Annotated in this window: 14 protein-coding genes; 3 read left to right on the plus strand and 11 right to left on the minus strand. The window is 32.6% G+C overall.

Annotation, left to right across the window (positions count from 1 at the left end):
* Nucleotides 1-106 precede the first annotated feature (106 nt).
* Nucleotides 107-1,198 carry a prephenate dehydrogenase gene (locus SH09_RS06170; RefSeq protein ID WP_042738750.1) on the plus strand — a complete coding sequence of 364 codons (1,092 nt, stop codon included), beginning with the start codon at nucleotides 107-109 and terminating at the stop codon, nucleotides 1,196-1,198.
* A 93-nt stretch (nucleotides 1,199-1,291) separates the two neighbouring features.
* On the opposite strand, the gene SH09_RS06175 is transcribed toward SH09_RS06170, so the two are convergent.
* The 3 genes from SH09_RS06175 to SH09_RS06185 form a co-directional block, all read right to left on the minus strand.
* Nucleotides 1,292-2,317, minus strand: a complete 1,026-nt coding sequence (locus SH09_RS06175; protein WP_042738751.1) for a threonine aldolase family protein — start codon at nucleotides 2,315-2,317, stop codon at nucleotides 1,292-1,294.
* Nucleotides 2,314-2,766, minus strand: coding sequence for a MarR family winged helix-turn-helix transcriptional regulator (locus SH09_RS06180; RefSeq protein WP_042738752.1), 453 nt, complete (start codon nucleotides 2,764-2,766; stop codon nucleotides 2,314-2,316). Before SH09_RS06180 ends, SH09_RS06175 begins: the two co-directional genes overlap by 4 nt.
* An 89-nt stretch (nucleotides 2,767-2,855) precedes the next feature.
* Nucleotides 2,856-4,118 carry a Y-family DNA polymerase gene (locus SH09_RS06185; protein WP_042739030.1) on the minus strand — a complete coding sequence of 421 codons (1,263 nt, stop codon included), beginning with the start codon at nucleotides 4,116-4,118 and terminating at the stop codon, nucleotides 2,856-2,858.
* A gap of 160 nt (nucleotides 4,119-4,278) precedes the next feature.
* Here SH09_RS06185 and SH09_RS06190 point away from each other — a divergent pair, with 160 nt between their 5' ends.
* Nucleotides 4,279-4,464 (plus strand): 2-hydroxymuconate tautomerase, encoded by a 186-nt coding sequence (locus tag SH09_RS06190; RefSeq protein WP_042738753.1) that lies wholly within the window; start codon nucleotides 4,279-4,281, stop codon nucleotides 4,462-4,464.
* Nucleotides 4,465-4,543: 79 nt separating this feature from the next.
* Here the strand turns inward: SH09_RS06190 and SH09_RS06195 are convergent, their stop codons facing one another.
* Nucleotides 4,544-5,524, minus strand: coding sequence for an LCP family protein (locus tag SH09_RS06195; protein ID WP_042738754.1), 981 nt, complete (start codon nucleotides 5,522-5,524; stop codon nucleotides 4,544-4,546).
* A gap of 138 nt (nucleotides 5,525-5,662) precedes the next feature.
* On the opposite strand from SH09_RS06195, the gene msrA reads away from it, so the two are divergent.
* On the plus strand, nucleotides 5,663-6,178 hold the full coding sequence (gene msrA / locus SH09_RS06200; RefSeq protein ID WP_042738755.1) for a peptide-methionine (S)-S-oxide reductase MsrA: 516 nt from the start codon (nucleotides 5,663-5,665) through the stop codon (nucleotides 6,176-6,178).
* Between the two features lie 233 nt (nucleotides 6,179-6,411).
* Here the strand turns inward: msrA and SH09_RS06205 are convergent, their stop codons facing one another.
* The 7 genes from SH09_RS06205 to mprF all read right to left on the minus strand — a co-directional run bounded on the left by SH09_RS06205 (nucleotide 6,412) and on the right by mprF (nucleotide 15,703).
* On the minus strand, nucleotides 6,412-7,326 hold the full coding sequence (locus tag SH09_RS06205) for a D-ribose ABC transporter substrate-binding protein (RefSeq protein WP_042738756.1): 915 nt from the start codon (nucleotides 7,324-7,326) through the stop codon (nucleotides 6,412-6,414).
* A gap of 12 nt (nucleotides 7,327-7,338) precedes the next feature.
* Nucleotides 7,339-8,280, minus strand: a complete 942-nt coding sequence (locus SH09_RS06210; protein WP_042738757.1) for an ABC transporter permease subunit — start codon at nucleotides 8,278-8,280, stop codon at nucleotides 7,339-7,341.
* Nucleotides 8,267-9,757 (minus strand): sugar ABC transporter ATP-binding protein, encoded by a 1,491-nt coding sequence (locus SH09_RS06215; protein ID WP_042738758.1) that lies wholly within the window; start codon nucleotides 9,755-9,757, stop codon nucleotides 8,267-8,269. The genes SH09_RS06210 and SH09_RS06215 overlap by 14 nt, the downstream gene beginning before the upstream one ends.
* A gap of 11 nt (nucleotides 9,758-9,768) precedes the next feature.
* Nucleotides 9,769-10,158, minus strand: a complete 390-nt coding sequence (gene rbsD, locus SH09_RS06220) for a D-ribose pyranase (RefSeq protein ID WP_042738759.1) — start codon at nucleotides 10,156-10,158, stop codon at nucleotides 9,769-9,771.
* 45 nt (nucleotides 10,159-10,203) lie between these two features.
* Nucleotides 10,204-11,157, minus strand: coding sequence for a LacI family DNA-binding transcriptional regulator (locus tag SH09_RS06225; RefSeq protein ID WP_042738760.1), 954 nt, complete (start codon nucleotides 11,155-11,157; stop codon nucleotides 10,204-10,206).
* 181 nt (nucleotides 11,158-11,338) lie between these two features.
* The gene (chrA, locus tag SH09_RS06230; RefSeq protein ID WP_082039188.1) at nucleotides 11,339-12,499 is read right to left on the minus strand and encodes a chromate efflux transporter; all 1,161 of its coding nucleotides are present in this window, start codon (nucleotides 12,497-12,499) and stop codon (nucleotides 11,339-11,341) included.
* A 678-nt stretch (nucleotides 12,500-13,177) separates the two neighbouring features.
* Nucleotides 13,178-15,703: a bifunctional lysylphosphatidylglycerol flippase/synthetase MprF gene (gene mprF, locus SH09_RS06235; protein WP_042738762.1), complete on the minus strand. Its 2,526-nt coding sequence runs from the start codon at nucleotides 15,701-15,703 to the stop codon at nucleotides 13,178-13,180.
* Nucleotides 15,704-16,066 lie beyond the last annotated feature (363 nt).

Here is a 16,066-nt window from a genome sequence, read left to right on the forward strand (position 1 = left end):
ATTCCCTTCACTGTATCGACTAAATATACTGATTGATGTTGCTTATTAATACTTGCTACTATACAATATTACTATTCTGAAAATTTTGATAGAGGTGATTCGCTTTATGAAACAAATTCTTTTCGTCGGATTAGGTTTAATTGGCGGAAGTTTAGCTAGCAATCTTCGATATTATCATGATGATATTGAAATTACGGCATTTGATGCTGATGCATCACAACTAGAAAAGGCACATTCTATCGGCATTATCGATTATAAATCTACAGATTATCAGGCTTGTGTCGAAAATGCAGATATTATTATTTATGCCACACCAGTTCAACAAACAATTAAATATCTTCAAGAATTACCTAACTATCATATCAAAAAGCATGTCATCGTTTCTGATACGGGTAGTACAAAATCTACAATACAGCAGTACGAAAGTTATTTATTAAAGCACGATATTCATTTAGTTGGTGGCCACCCTATGGCTGGAAGTCATAAATCGGGAGTTCTTAACGCAAAAAAACATTTATTCGAAAATGCATTCTATATTTTAGTACATAATGAATCAGCAAATGATGATGCATTTGAAATTATACAAGAGCTATTGAAAACAACTGATGCTAAATTTATTTCAACAACTGCTGAAGAGCATGATTTTGTTACTGGTATCGTGAGTCATGTACCACATATCATCGCATCTAGTTTAGTACATCTTAATGCTGAACACGTTAAAGATTCATCCTTAGTTAAAACATTGGCAGCTGGTGGTTTTAGAGATATTACTCGAATCGCTAGTAGTAACCCTGTCATGTGGCGTGACATCACATTAGAGAACAAAGACACAATTTTAAAGTTATTACGAGAATGGAAACATCAAATGGCTGATGTGATTGATTTAATAGAACATAATAACCCTAAAGACTTACATGATTTCTTTAATGACGCTAAAGTATATCGTGATGAATTACCCCTTAAATCACAAGGTGCGCTGTCTGTCGAGTATGATCTATATGTAGATATTCCGGATAAACCAGGTATGATTAGCAAAGTAACTCACATCTTAAGTTTACATAATATTTCTATAAGTAACCTTAGAATATTAGAAGTCCGTGAAGATATTTATGGAGCCTTGCGTATTAGTTTTAAAAACCCTGAAGATCGCAAACACGGTGCTGAAGTACTAAGTGATTTTGATACTTATTTCGACTAGATTTTCATTGCGATATTTTGTGTAATTTACATCAAAAACCCAACACTCCCATTTTTAGGGGAATGTTGGGTTTTGTTTTGTTCACTAATGGTTTTAAATCAATGCATCTATCTTCGCAATATTTTCTTCGGTTGTTGCCCAGCTCGTCACAAAGCGTATGATTGTATGTGTTGCATCATATTGTTCCCATATCGAAAATTTTATTTTTGTTTGTAGTTCTTTTAATTTATCGTTATGTACAATAAAAAATTGTTGGTTTGTTGATGAGTCTATATACAGTTGATAACCTTTGTTTACAAATGATGTTCTTAATTTTTGAGCCATTTTTATAGCATGTTGACTAATTTCAAAATACAAATTATCCGTGAACAATTCTAAAAATTGCACACCTAATAATCTACCCTTTGCTAATAGAGCGCCATGTTGCTTAATACGTGTTACAAAATGCTTTGGCATATTATTTGAAGTAAAGACAACCGCTTCACCACAAAGCGCCCCTATCTTTGTACCTCCAATATAAAAAACATCACTTAATTGTGCGATATCTGCTATTGTTACATCTGAGTAATCACTTGCCAATCCATAGCCTAACCGTGCACCGTCTATAAATAGTGGTATTTGATACGCTTTACAAACCGCAGATAGTTGTTCTAATTCTTGCTTTGAATACAATGTTCCATACTCAGTTGGAAATGAGATATAAACCATGCCTGGAAATACCATATGGTCATGGTTAGCATCGTTATAAAATACTTCTATATAGTCCTTTACTGATTCGGCGGATAACTTCCCGTTACTTGAAGGAAGCGTTAATACTTTTTTACCCGTAAATTCAATCGCTCCCGCTTCATGAGTACTGATATGTCCTGTATCTGCTGCAAGTACGCCTTGATATGGTTCTAACATAGTATCTATAACGATTTGATTAGTCTGTGTTCCACCTGTTAATAATTGTACTTCTGCTGTTGGTAAGCCTATCACTTCTTTAATACGTTCTTGAGCTTGCTTTGTATATGAATCAGTACCATAGCCTGACTCTTGAACCATATTAGTTTCAATCAGTCGCGCTAACACTTTTTCATGTGCACCTTCTAGATAGTCATTTTCAAATGAAATCATTTATGAGTCTCTCCTTCTATATCTGGACTAACCACTTGACCTAATATGTTTTCAATAGTTTCCATTGCTTCTTCTAATGCTTTAACTTCACCTGGTGAAATATCAGCGATTAACTTTTCCACCTTTTTATTTGATGCAGTTTCTACATATTCATTAAGCTTTTGCCCTTCTGCTGTTAGATAAATATGCAATTTTCTACTATCTTCTGAATCCTTTTCACGATATATATAGTCAGCAGTTAATAGTTTATCAAGAATCCTGCTTAAATAGCTTTTATCTATATCTAAATAGGTTGTTAATGTATTAGCTGTTATACCACTATTCCTACTAATTTCTCCTAATATTCTCATCTCTATCATAGAATAGTTTAAATTAAATACTTTCTTATCAAATATACCTAAGATTCTTGTATAGTAGCGATTAAACTTTCTTATTTTCTGTACACTCAAATTCAACACCTCATTAGTTTACTTTGTCAACTAATTGTAGCGTAGATTAATAAGTTGAGTTTGTCAACTATATAAAAGGTATGTGTTTGCTACATCTTATGTCCAGCCATTAATCCTAATCTTCCATTCTTTGTCCCTGCTGCAGTATACGATACAGCTCGAGACACTATGCCTCTACCATACTTTCTTTGTAATTCATCAATTGCTTTAGCTAAACGTTCCTTGCGCTTTCTTTCATATTCATCGATAAATAAATTCAGTTGTCTCTCCCTCTCGTTGACAAACTGTGTTAATGAGACGCTCAATGTACGATATAATGCTGAACGATCACATAATTTATCTGCAAAATGCTCAATAACTTGAAATATTTGATCATCTAGATTGGTCGGGTTATCCAAAGTATATTGTTTACTAATACCTCCTTCATCACTGTAACCAAATGAAAAATGGATAGTCTTTGCTAATTTATTCCTTGCTCTAACACGACTTGCTACATCCTCTATAAGTTCACGCATCACAACCTTTGTTTCTTCATATCGGTAATCTCTCATCAATATTTGGCTTTTACAAATAGAGGGATTCATCACTTCATACTTATCTCTCACTTTACTTTGATCTATACCATTCGCATGTAAATGTAAATCTACGCCGATAATACCTAAATCCCTCTTTAAGTATGGATATGGGTAGTTAGCTAAATCACCAATAGAGAAAATCCCTCTCTTATTTAATTTGGCTTCTGTACGCTTACTAATTCCCCAAAATTTACTCAATGGTTTAATTGGCCATAACTTTTGAGGAACATCATGATAACGCCACTCTGCTATCATTTTCGGACTATGTTTCGCTTCAATATCCATGGCTACCTTACTCAACAACATATTAGATCCGATACCAATACTACAATCAATCCCTGTCTCTTCCTTTATCTCATACTGTAATCTTTCACAAAATGAATGTAAGGTCGTGCTAAACCTATGATAGCTATCTGTAACATCCATGAAAAATTCATCCACGCTATATTGGTGCAAATCTTCAGGTGCAACATAACGTAAAGCAACCTTAGAGATTGCTATCGATACTTCTAAATATTTGCGCATACTTGGGTTAATAATATATATGTCATTTCTATGTGGTATTTCAAACAACCTAGATCCAGTCTTGATTCCCAATTCCTTTAAAGGTCCTGTAGCTGCTAATACAACAGAACCTTGACGTTTAGTATCAGCTACGACTGCAAGTTTAACTTCTTTTGGATCTAGTCCCTTCTGTATGCAAGACACACTTGCAAAAAAGCTCTTTTGATCTATACATAGCACATCTCTTTCTTCCACTAGATTATAATCATACATATCCATAATGAATGCCCCCTTCATAAAAATATTATATACGAACAAATGTTCTCTTTCAACAATTAACGAACAAACGTTCTGCTAGAATAAAATTTCTAACTTTTGGGAATTTTCATGCTATAATGAATGCGTCAATTATAGTTAAGTAGGAGGAATTGCAATGCCAATCGTCAATGTAAAATTATTAGAAGGTCGTTCAGATGAGCAACTCAAAGCACTTGTTTCTGAAGTAACTCAGGCAGTTGAAAAAACAACAGGTGCAAATAAAGAAGCAATCCAAGTAGTGATTGAAGAAATGAATCCTGCACATTACGGTGTTGCAGGCGTAAGAAAATCAGATCAATAAAGTATCTATGACTAAACATAACAATGGTAATACAATAAAGAAGCGCTCACTCCTAAAGTGAACGCTTCTTTATTATTATTTATTCATTTAAAAACTTTTTAACTTCTTCTTTGTTCTTAGCTTTATCAATTTGTAAAGCACTACCATCTGTTGGTGTCTGTAAATCTTGGTAAGTACCTTTAATTGGTAATGTAACAGAATCTATATTCTTATCACCACGAATACCAAAGTTTAACGCAGTTTGTATCAATGCTGAATCTGGCATATTGGTATTCAAATATCCTCTTAAAATACCAGCCACTTTTGGTAATTTAGGTAATGTATCTAGACTCACTAATTCCTTCTTCAGTGATTGCATAACTTGTTGTTGTCTTCTCACACGTCCAAAGTCACCTTCAGCGTCATGTCTAAATCGCGCATATCCTAATAACTCTTTACCATTTAGTCGATGATTACCTTTTTTTAGAGATACGCCGATATTTGCTGACATATCCTTTTCAACATCAATTGGGACACCATCAGGTTCAAGTTCATCAATCATTTTCTCAAATCCAGTAAAGTCTAAGATTGCGTAATATTCAGGATCAATATCTAAATTCTTCTTCAATGTCTGTCTCAGTAATTCAGGACCACCAATTGAATAAGCTGAATTTATTTTGTGTTGCCCACTACCTGGAATATCTGCATATATATCACGCATAACGGACATCATTTTCATTTTCTTATGAATATAATCATACTGCGCAATCATAATAGAGTCTGTTCGTGAAATACCACCTTGCTCTTTATCTGCACCCAGTACCATAATTGTAATCTTGCCATCATTTTTAGAAGCACCATTAAATTTATGTGCTTTGAGTGTCTTGCCATGGTCTTTGGCATAGTCTATTCCTGAATGATAACCATGTACACAATAGCCAATAATAATAGCTAGGATTACGACGAAAATCAAAATAATAAACGGAAACTTTCTAATTCTCTTCTTTTTTACTCTTCTCATAGAACTGTCGGTCGTTCTTTTTTCTGTAAATTCATTGTTGCTTTGTTTGTCTTCACTCATTAGTATCAACCTTATATCTTCAAAATTGCACATTTATGTACTATAATTAATATATACTAACTTATATAAAAAGTGTATAAAAATCAAGAAAAAACTTAATAAATGGTACTAAAGTCCAATACAGAAAGGATGTTAATCATGAATATAAACAAAGCATACTTCGCCGGAGGTTGCTTTTGGTGCATGGTCAAACCATTTGATACATTTGAAGGCATTGAAAAAGTAACCTCTGGTTATATGGGAGGTCATGTCGACAATCCAACATATGAACAAGTGAAGACTGGCGAAACTGGGCATCTAGAAACTGTTGAAATCGAATATGATGTCGCATTATTTTCGTATAATAAATTATTGGAAATATTCTTTTCTGTAATTGATCCAACAGATGCTGGTGGCCAATTCCAAGATAGAGGCGCACAATATCAGACAGCTATTTTCTATACAAATAATGATCAAAAGGAATTAGCTGAAGATTATGTAGAAAAGTTAAAGCATACAATCGATAAAGACAAAGCGATTGCCACACAAATCTTACCCGCTTCAGAATTCTATAAAGCTGAGGAAGAACATCAAGATTTTTATAAAAAGAATCCTGAACGCTATGCTAAGGAACAAGCTGATCGCAATCAATATAAAAATAGTAGTGATGTTTAGTCTGTTGTTGATATGGCATCAACACTCACAATTTGAATAAACTGTACTACAATCCATTCAAGTAATACCCAAAAACATGTGAAATACATAAGACACCTCGATAATTTGGTATATATTCTTATTAAATTATACGACTGTGGCTTATCCCTTTATCAAATAAGCGCACCGATTAAAATTTAATATTTCAATCGATGCGCTTTATTATTATAATCTAAAACGATTCTTTCTAAGATTTACTTTTGCTGTTTCATTTTCAATGGTATTTTATGCTTTTTAGCAACCTTTTTACCATCATAAAGTTTCATAACTGTTTTAATACTTTCTTCTCCCATTAAACTAGGTTGTTGTGCTACTGTTGCAAATAATTTTTTATTGTCTACTGATTTTAACGCATCTTCATTTCCATCAAAACCAATAACTTTAATATCTTTATTACCTATAGCCTCCACTGCTCCTAAAGCCATTTCATCATTTTGAGCAAAGACGGCTTTAATATCAGGATGCGCTTGGATAATATTTTGTGTGACATTCAACCCTTCCGTTCTGTTAAATTTCGCACTTTGTTTTGATACGACATCCAATGATTTATCAGCGATATTATGGAATCCTTTACCACGTTCTCTCGTCGCACTCGCACCAGGAATACCTTCTAATTCTGCCACTTTGGCATCTTTGCCTATTTCATCAACAATAAGCTGTGCACCCATCTCTCCACCTTTAACATTATCAGAAGCAATAAATGACGCTACTTTCCCTTTAGAAACTTCTCTATCTAAAGTAATTACTGGAATATTTTGGTCATTCGCAATTTGTATGCTACCTGAAATAGCGTCTGAATCAGTAGGATTTACTATTAAGTAGTCTACGTTTTGCTGAATTAAATCATCGATATCATTAGCTTGTTTTGCTGCATCATCTTGCGCATCCGCAAACTTGACCTTTACGCCTTGTCGTTTCGCTTCATCTTCTATACCTTGTTTAATTTTTACAAAGAAAGGATTATTCAAAGTAGAAATACTAACACCAATTACAATATCTGATTTCTTCTTATCCGATTTACTATTACTATTATTTTCTAAAGGGGATTCAAGCGAACAACCTGTTAAAAATAATAGTACAGCAATTAAACAAATAAAGATTTTCTTCATACTCTAAACCCCCTATTTATTCTTTCTATCAATCAACACTGCTATAATAATCACTACACCTTTAACAACTTGTTGGTAGAAAGATGATACACCAAGCAAATTCAAACCGTTATTTAACACACCGATAATCAATACACCAATAAGCGTACCGACAATTCGCCCCTTACCACCTGTTAGTGAAGTACCACCTAATACAACAGCGGCAATGGCATCTAATTCATATGACATACCTGCAGTCGGTTGAGCCGAATTAAGTCTCGATGTTAAAATCGATCCAGCAAGTGCAGACATTAGCCCTGCTAAACCGTAAATACACACTTTCAGTTTATTAACTTTTATACCTGAAATAAATGCAGCCTTCTCATTACCGCCCATAGCATAAGTCTGTCTACCAAATATCGTCTTATGCAGTATCACATAGAGAATAATAAAGGTAATGAACATCGTAATGGCAGGCACTGGAATACCAATAAAATAACCTCGTCCAAACAATTGGAATGCATAACTGCCGTTTAAATTCGTTATTGGATTACCATCTGTAATAACAAGCGTTACGCCTCGAAATACAGTCATTGTAGCCAAAGTTGCAATAAATGGTGCCATTTTCCCTAAAGTAATTAAGAATCCATTAATCGCACCTAAGACTGCTCCAAAAATGCATCCGATAATAATAGCGATAATACCATCAACACCAGAAACCATGAGAATTGCTACTAATGCACTAGATAAAGCTAAAGTGGAACCAACTGATAAATCTATTCCACCTGTTAAAATAACAAAGGTCATACCAAATGCAATTAACCCATTAATTGATACCTGTCTCAATAAGTTAAATAAATTGGATGGTTCCAAAAATGCACTGTTTAAAATACTAATAATAATAACGAGTAAGATTAATCCAATAAATGGAATTACTTTTTCTAAATAAGATAATGATATTTTAGATTGTTGCATCTAAATTCCCTCCAGTAGCTAACGTCATAATATGCTCTTCAGATAATTCATCTTTATTTAATATGCCTGCAATATGTCCCTCATGAACCACTGCTACTCGATCACTCATACCAATTACTTCAGGAAGCTCAGATGAAATCATAATAATCGACATACCGCGTTCAGTCAGTTCATTCATTAATTGATATATTTCTCTCTTAGCACCGACATCTATACCTCTTGTCGGCTCATCTAAAATTAACACTCTAGGTGCGGTTGCAATCCATTTAGCCAATACAACTTTCTGCTGATTTCCACCAGACAAATCTATGCAACTATTTTCTTTACGTCCTTTAATATTTAAGCGTTGAATCATTTGGTCAGTATATTGATCCATTGATGATTGTACTAATAAATTCGTCTTTGAAAAGCTTTTTAACGCAGGTAATGTCATATTCTCTACAATTGTATCTTGTAATACTAGACCTTCTTCTTTTCTATTTTCTGTAATAAAAGCTAATCCTTGCTTAATTGCTTGATTCGGATTGTTAATATGAAGCGGTTGTCCTGCTAATTCAACATGCATTTGACCTACATCCAAACCAAACAATACACGCATAATTTCGGAACGACCTGCTCCCATCAATCCACTAAATCCCAGAATTTCTCCTTTATTCAACTCAAAGTTCACATTTTCAATACCATGCGCTTTGCTATTCAAATTTTGCACAGTTAAAATCGTTTCACTTGCAGTAAAATTTCTATGCGGATATTGATGATCCAAATCTCTACCAATCATTGCTTTGATGATTTGATGCTGTGTTGTCTGTTCTGTTTGTGTCGTCAATATTGAACGGCCATCTCGCATGACAGTGATACGGTCTGACAACTCAAAAATTTCTTCCATTCTGTGCGAGATATACACAAATGATACGCCTTCACTTTTTAACTTATTGATTTGTTCAAATAACACTGTTATTTCACTATTTGTTAAAGCTGCCGTAGGTTCATCCATGATAATTATTTTGGCATCTTGCATTAACGCTTTACTTATTTCCAGCATTTGCTGCATACCTACAGATAAATTACTCGCTAATTCATTCAATTCAATTTTGAGGTTCAACTTTTCAAATAAAGCTAAGGCTTCTTTACGCATCGTTTTATTATCAATTAGACCGAAACGTTTCACCTTTTCCTTTCCTAAAAACAAATTCTCCAAAACTGTTAAATTAGGCCAAATATTTAATTCTTGTTGTATAAATGCAATCCCGTTTTCTTCAGCATCTTTAGTATTTTTGTACTGTACTTCGTGACCATTGTCATAAATTGTACCTTTATCTGCTTTATAAACCCCAGTTAAAATTTTCATTAAAGTACTTTTTCCAGCACCATTTTCACCCATAAGCGCATGGACTTCCGCTTCACGAATTTCTAGGTCAACGCCCATTAACACATCGTTTTGACCAAAAGATTTGTAAATCTGATTCATACCAATCATCATTTCACCTCCTAGAATATAACGCCACTTGTTAAGATTACATTGGCATATGGTGTCCCTTCGCCAGTTCTAATAATTGCTTTTACATCATGACTCAACATTTTTAATTCTTCATGGCTTACACTTTCAATGGTTAAATTAGTAGCCTTTAAATCTTCAAATAATTGATTATTATCATTTTCAATTTCAGTTGCTACCGTCATCCGTTCAATCTTCATATGCTCACTCACTATATTAAATACATCTAAAAAGGAGGGTTGTCCTAATGTGAGTGCGAGATCAATTTTGTGTACATGTTGTGGTACCGGTAAGCCACAATCCGCAATAATAATTTTGTCCGTGTGTCCCAAATCACTCAATACCTTTGAAATTTCACTATTTAACACACCTGTTTTATACATTTATAAACCCCTTTCTCCTATATGTAACCCGTTACATAAAATTCATTAATTTCTAGTGCTTTGTCTTTTTTTAATTATTAATTTAATTTGTTCACAATCCGCTTCATCAATATTTAATAATTTTGAAACTGCTGTGGTACCTAAACGATATGCTGACTGATCAACCGTAGTAATTTGTGGATATGTCATTTTAGAAAAAGGAATATTATCATATCCTACAATTTGAATCGCTTCTGGAACTTTATAATTTAATTGTTGAATCATTCCTAGCACTTGAATTGCTATCATATCGTTACTGCAAATAATAGAATCAATATATTGTGTCGTGAGTATGGTTTCGAATAATTTAGCATCTTGCAACGTTGAAACCGGACAATCTATAACCTTAATATTCACTTGTTCCAATACATGCTTTGCACCTTTATATCGTAATTTGAATGTTTCAATAGTAAGATCCTCATGCAATAACAATACATGCTGTGCGTCACCATTGATTACAATTTGTGCCTGCAGTTCACCGCCTCTATAGTGGTTCGTTGAAATGCCATTTTGTTCCTTATTTAATCTGTCTACAAAAACAACAGGAAGACTTTGTGTTGCTATCAATTCAGTAATTGAATGGTGATCGAATGCAGTAGAAATGATCCCAATACAATTATGAGAATTAAAGGTGTTAATATATCCTTTTGCTTTTTCTAATGAATTGTCACTATTACCAATTAAGACTTGAAATCCATGCTTTAAAGCAATATCTTCAACACCACGAGCAATTAACATAAAAAATGGATTGCTAATATCAGGTAACAGTAAACCAATTATTTTTGATTTCTTTTTAAATAACGTTCTTGCAGCTTCATTAGGTTTATAATTTAATTGCTTAATCGCTTGTTCAATTTGAAGCTTGGTATCTGCTTTAACATAACCGTTATTATTAATCACTCTAGAAACAGTTGCTACAGACACACCGGCTAATTGTGCAACTTCTTTAATTGTCGCCATAGTGTAGTCACTCCCACCAATATATGTAACCGTTTTCATAATAGCATATTTTTTCAAAATTGAATAGATGATGTATTATTTTCTGCATAAAATTTATAAAATCTATATCCAGTCAAAATTTTCTACTTTTTATAGTAAAAAAGACCATTACGCAAATAACGTAATGGTTCATCTTAAATATTTAATAAAATACAATACCAAACAATAAACCAAGTAAGACGATTGACCAAGATGGCCATTTAAAATACATTAACAAAACAAACATAATGCTCACCAAAGCAAAATCGATTTCTGATTGAATCGTTGTTTTCCAAATGGGATTGTAAAAAGCAGAAATTAAAATTCCGACTACCCCTGCACTAATTCCTTTTAAGAAGCCATTTGCATAGATATTATTAATAAGATTGTCCCAAAACGGTAAGACACCAAATAATAATAAGAAAGCAGGTAAAAATATAGCAATTGTGGCTAAAATACCTCCACCTATACCAGCAACTTCAGTACCGATAAATGACGCAAACGTAAACAGTGGTCCCGGTACTGCTTGAGTAGCACCATAACCAGTTAAAAATTGCTCTAAAGTTATAAGATTTTGAGGGACAAATTCACTTTTCAATAATGGTAAAACGACATGACCACCGCCAAATACAAATGCCCCCGCTCTATAGAAACTATCAAACATAGAAAGCCAGACGTTATTGGTTAACGTTCTAATATATGGTAATAGGAATAGTAAAAGAAAGAACAGAAATAGTGAAAGGTAACCCATACGTTTAGGTAAATAAAATAATTTGTTATGTGTTTGTTGATTATTTGATTTATTTCTCAAAAATATCAACCCATACATACCTACGCACATCAAAGAAAAAACTTGTATAAAAATATTCTCAATCAGCAGTGTCAAAGTTAAAGTAAATAATGCTAATGTAATAGTCGTTTTAGTAGTAGTAAGTTTTTTGCCCATACCAATAATTGCTTGCGCTACAATTGCAATAGCTACCAATTTTAACCCCTGAATCCATGTAAAATGTGTATTTTCATTAGCAAAAAATAACGAAAAAGCCATTAAAATAATTACTGAAGGTGTAGTAAATCCTAAAAACGAAATAATCCCACCTAGAATTCCACCTTTTATAGTTCCTATACCAATTCCCACTTGGCTGCTTGCCGGTCCTGGCAAAAATTGACATAAAGCCACAAGGTTTGAATATTCTTGCTCATTAAGCCATCGTTTCTTTTTAACATATGTGTCATAAAAATAACCCAAATGAGCAGTTGGACCCCCAAATGAAACAAAACCAAGTTTCAAAGCAATCCAAAAAATGTGAAAATATTTTTTCAATTTATTCTCCTCTATTCTCTTTATTATTTCAAAGGATGAATTTATCATAATAAATCAAGCAATTGAATTTCTTTATAATGTAGCAATAAAATCGTAACTTTAAACACCTAAGCCTACTTACTTAATTTTCGATCTATAAATCCAATACAACCATTTGAATTATTAATTTTTAATTATTGCAGGTAGTAACAAACGATAAGCACTACACAATCTCTATTTACGTGACAGAAGATAGTTTAAATTGAGTTTATAAACTTTATACACACTAGTCAAACCAATTTTTAAAACTTTACACTCTTTTTACAAAAATGTAAATTAACAATTTAAAATCAAATTGCATTAAAGAGAGTAGAATGTAATTTTTTATTTTGAAGAATAATTAAACTACTGTTGAAAGCGCTTACCTACGATGTTATATTATATACATACCTTCGGCAAAGGGGTAATGATCGTCATATAGAGTTAGAATTAAATGACTTTTCTAGTATTCAAGTTAGTTTATTAGTAGCTAATACTTCTCCAATCATTGGCTACACAAACCATTAAGCACTACACTTAAACTCCTAAAAGCTTAAAGTCATGGAATTTAAGCTACAAAAAGGCCAAATCTTTTAATTAAGATTTGGCCTTTTTGATGTTTTCTTGTATTTACTTTTAGTTACTTATCTGTCATCCATATTACTTTTTCTTTCTAATTACATGCATTACCTTTAACATACTAAGCCAAAGCGAATGGTGTTTACGATATACTAAAAATCTTGGTTCCCACTCTGGTTTAAATTTCTCTTTATATTTTCTTAATCCTTGGAATCTATATAGTCCATTGAAATGTTCAAATACTCTTCCAGCAATACGTTCTCCATAGAATGAAAATTGTACTTGTCCGACATTTGATAAAGTAGCCATTCCCATATTGAATTTACTATAGCCTTGTTCTTTTGCCCATAAAAGCATTTTTAAATATAAACCATCCATCAATGGTACATCAATATCTAGCTTCCAACGAATCAAATCTACAGATATCGTTTCATGCTCACATACCGGCATAATTGATGAAAATGCTATAACTTTATTATCATTATTTTTAATAATGGCTATTGGTGCCTGATTTAAATAAAAATTATCAAATTGTCCTACAGAAAAATGCATTTCATTTCTATCACCTAACCACTCATCACTCACTGCTTTAAGTTCAGCTAATAAACTATTAGAAAATGGCGGATATAGTACTTCAAAGATCAACCCACTATCATCTAACTTATTAAGTGTTGCACGCAAACCTCGCTTCTTTTTTCCTGAAGTAGAGAAATGATTCAAATCAATAACTGCTTCTTCACCTAATTTGAAAAACTGGTTTCCAAAATTATGGTATAGCGACATATATTTATCCGTTACTTGGTAGAAGATGACATCATAGCCGAAAAATTTTGCTTCCTTATAAAATGATTCCAATAATGTATTAAATGAAGTCGAGTTACCAATTGGATCACCCAGTACAATATAGGCATTATTTTTGTAACGATACATTACAAATGCATCTTGTTGTTCATTTATAAAGAACTTCTTATCTCCACTATACATTAAATGACTGAGGAAATGACCGCCATACTTAGCGATGATCTCTTCACAAATTTCAAGTGACTCATCCGTCCTTAAAACGCGGTAACGATGTTCAAACCACCAGACAATGAATCCAACAATAATTGCAACTAAAATAATAGTTATCCAAAAGTAATAGCGTAATATAGAGGTATCAATTTCCACATGATAAATATCTAAACTCGCAAATGCACTTGTTATGATAATGTGATTTAGAAATAGAATAATCGCACCTATCAACACACTTAAAAGCAACTTAGTAAATCTAAATGGGCGTTTGATTACTGTTGCTCGTCTATAAAATAGTACAAGCAGTATGATGATAATAATTAACCAACCTAATAATATAAATGAAGCATAAGTATATGCTGTTACACCGAAAATTAATATGGCTGAGATAATAGAAAACAATATTGCACGTTTTGATCCACAGTAAACACCAAACGTATTTAGTAACAACAATAGGCATGCACAAGTATGAACTGCCACAATTGTATAATATACATTATGGTTTGGTGCATATAATCCATCGTATATAATTGTCAGGTTATTTAAGAAGAACATTAAACTCGTAAACATTAATAGCACTGCAATTGAAAACGATGGTATTCTTGCCAATACGTCCTTTTGATATGAAGCTAGCAATGAAGACATATCCTTTACAGGAATACTGAGCCTTGAATCTTCCCAATAACGCTTTGCAGTATCTTTAAATTCAAAGGTTGAAAGAATCAACGCAATCAATAATGGGAATAAATAATATGCAAAACGATATAGCAGAACTGCTAATACGATTTTTTCTTCAGGAATACCTAACCCCTTCATGCCTAATAACACAACTAAATCAAATGAACCAAATCCACCAGGAATAAAACTGATGAGACCTGATAACGCAGCAATGATAAAGATGCCCATAAAGGTAGGAAATGCAATATGAATACCAACAATATATGCAGCAAAGTATAGTACTAATGCGGCAACAAACCATTCAATTGCCGATACGATAGTACAATATACCCCTAGATACTTTTCACTTTGCTGAACAGGTTTAAGAATTGTAACAACAATAAATATCGGTAAGAATAATGCAACGATATATAACAACCATCTTATCCATGGAAATGGACTAAAAATGTGCGAGACATCAAAAATATGTAATACAACCAAAATAGACAATAAACTTAGACCCGTTAACATGGATACTAAAACAATTGAAATAGTATGGACTAAAGCCTTTTTATCCTTAGTCGTATCTTTATAAAATAAAAATCTTACGCTAGCACCAATAAAGCCGCCAAAACCAATTACTGAATTAAGCGCATTTACAATATAACCAATACGAATTGTTCTTAAAATGGAAATACGCAAATTTAATGTCTTTGCTAAAATCACATCATATAAAGACATTACAACAATTGAAGCACCACCACTTAAAAACAATCCAACTAACCATAAACTATTAATTTTGCCAAATGCTTTTACAGTTTCCTTAAAATTAATATGGGCAAGTTCACGATACAATGTAAAAATCACAAAACTTAATAAAGCAACTGCAAATACAACCTTTAATACAGAGAGCAGTTTACTTCTTACTTCCTTAGACATTTTTTCACTTCATTTCTACGAGTTTCATATATTCATAAAAAATATACCACAATATAATTGTCAAAGAAATATAATTAAGCAATCATGAGCTAACAATAATGTCATATTTAATATTGATAAAATTGCTTTAATGCTTAAAAATATTTTTGTTTGTTTTATTGTTGTTATTTTGATTCATCGTTATCGTCATACTTATTATGGTTATATCATTTGTATTATCATATTCAACTTTAGTACTACCAATCAATTACGTTGATTTCCACATTTTAATTGAAATATTTTCCATATTAAAAAACCCGCAAATGAACTTTTAACATTCATTTGCGAGCTGATATCATTTTTTGACGAATATCTCAACATCGC

This window comes from Staphylococcus gallinarum (assembly GCF_000875895.1).
GTDB lineage: Bacteria > Bacillota > Bacilli > Staphylococcales > Staphylococcaceae > Staphylococcus > Staphylococcus gallinarum.

Excerpts from the sequence above, each read along its gene's own strand:
- SH09_RS06175 (WP_042738751.1), bottom strand. The coding sequence starts at position 2,317 with ATGATTTCATTTGAAAATGACTATCTAGAAGGTGCACATGAAAAAGTG.
- SH09_RS06215 (WP_042738758.1), bottom strand. The coding sequence starts at position 9,757 with ATGATTGGTATGAATCAGATTTACAAATCTTTTGGTCAAAACGATGTG.
- SH09_RS06205 (WP_042738756.1), bottom strand. The coding sequence starts at position 7,326 with ATGAAGAAAATCTTTATTTGTTTAATTGCTGTACTATTATTTTTAACA.
- SH09_RS06185 (WP_042739030.1), bottom strand. The coding sequence starts at position 4,118 with ATGTATGATTATAATCTAGTGGAAGAAAGAGATGTGCTATGTATAGAT.
- rbsD (WP_042738759.1), bottom strand. The coding sequence starts at position 10,158 with ATGTATAAAACAGGTGTGTTAAATAGTGAAATTTCAAAGGTATTGAGT.
- SH09_RS06210 (WP_042738757.1), bottom strand. The coding sequence starts at position 8,280 with ATGCAACAATCTAAAATATCATTATCTTATTTAGAAAAAGTAATTCCA.
- msrA (WP_042738755.1), top strand. The coding sequence starts at position 5,663 with ATGAATATAAACAAAGCATACTTCGCCGGAGGTTGCTTTTGGTGCATG.
- SH09_RS06195 (WP_042738754.1), bottom strand. The coding sequence starts at position 5,524 with ATGAGTGAAGACAAACAAAGCAACAATGAATTTACAGAAAAAAGAACG.
- mprF (WP_042738762.1), bottom strand. The coding sequence starts at position 15,703 with ATGTCTAAGGAAGTAAGAAGTAAACTGCTCTCTGTATTAAAGGTTGTA.
- SH09_RS06170 (WP_042738750.1), top strand. The coding sequence starts at position 107 with ATGAAACAAATTCTTTTCGTCGGATTAGGTTTAATTGGCGGAAGTTTA.
- SH09_RS06190 (WP_042738753.1), top strand. The coding sequence starts at position 4,279 with ATGCCAATCGTCAATGTAAAATTATTAGAAGGTCGTTCAGATGAGCAA.
- SH09_RS06225 (WP_042738760.1), bottom strand. The coding sequence starts at position 11,157 with ATGGCGACAATTAAAGAAGTTGCACAATTAGCCGGTGTGTCTGTAGCA.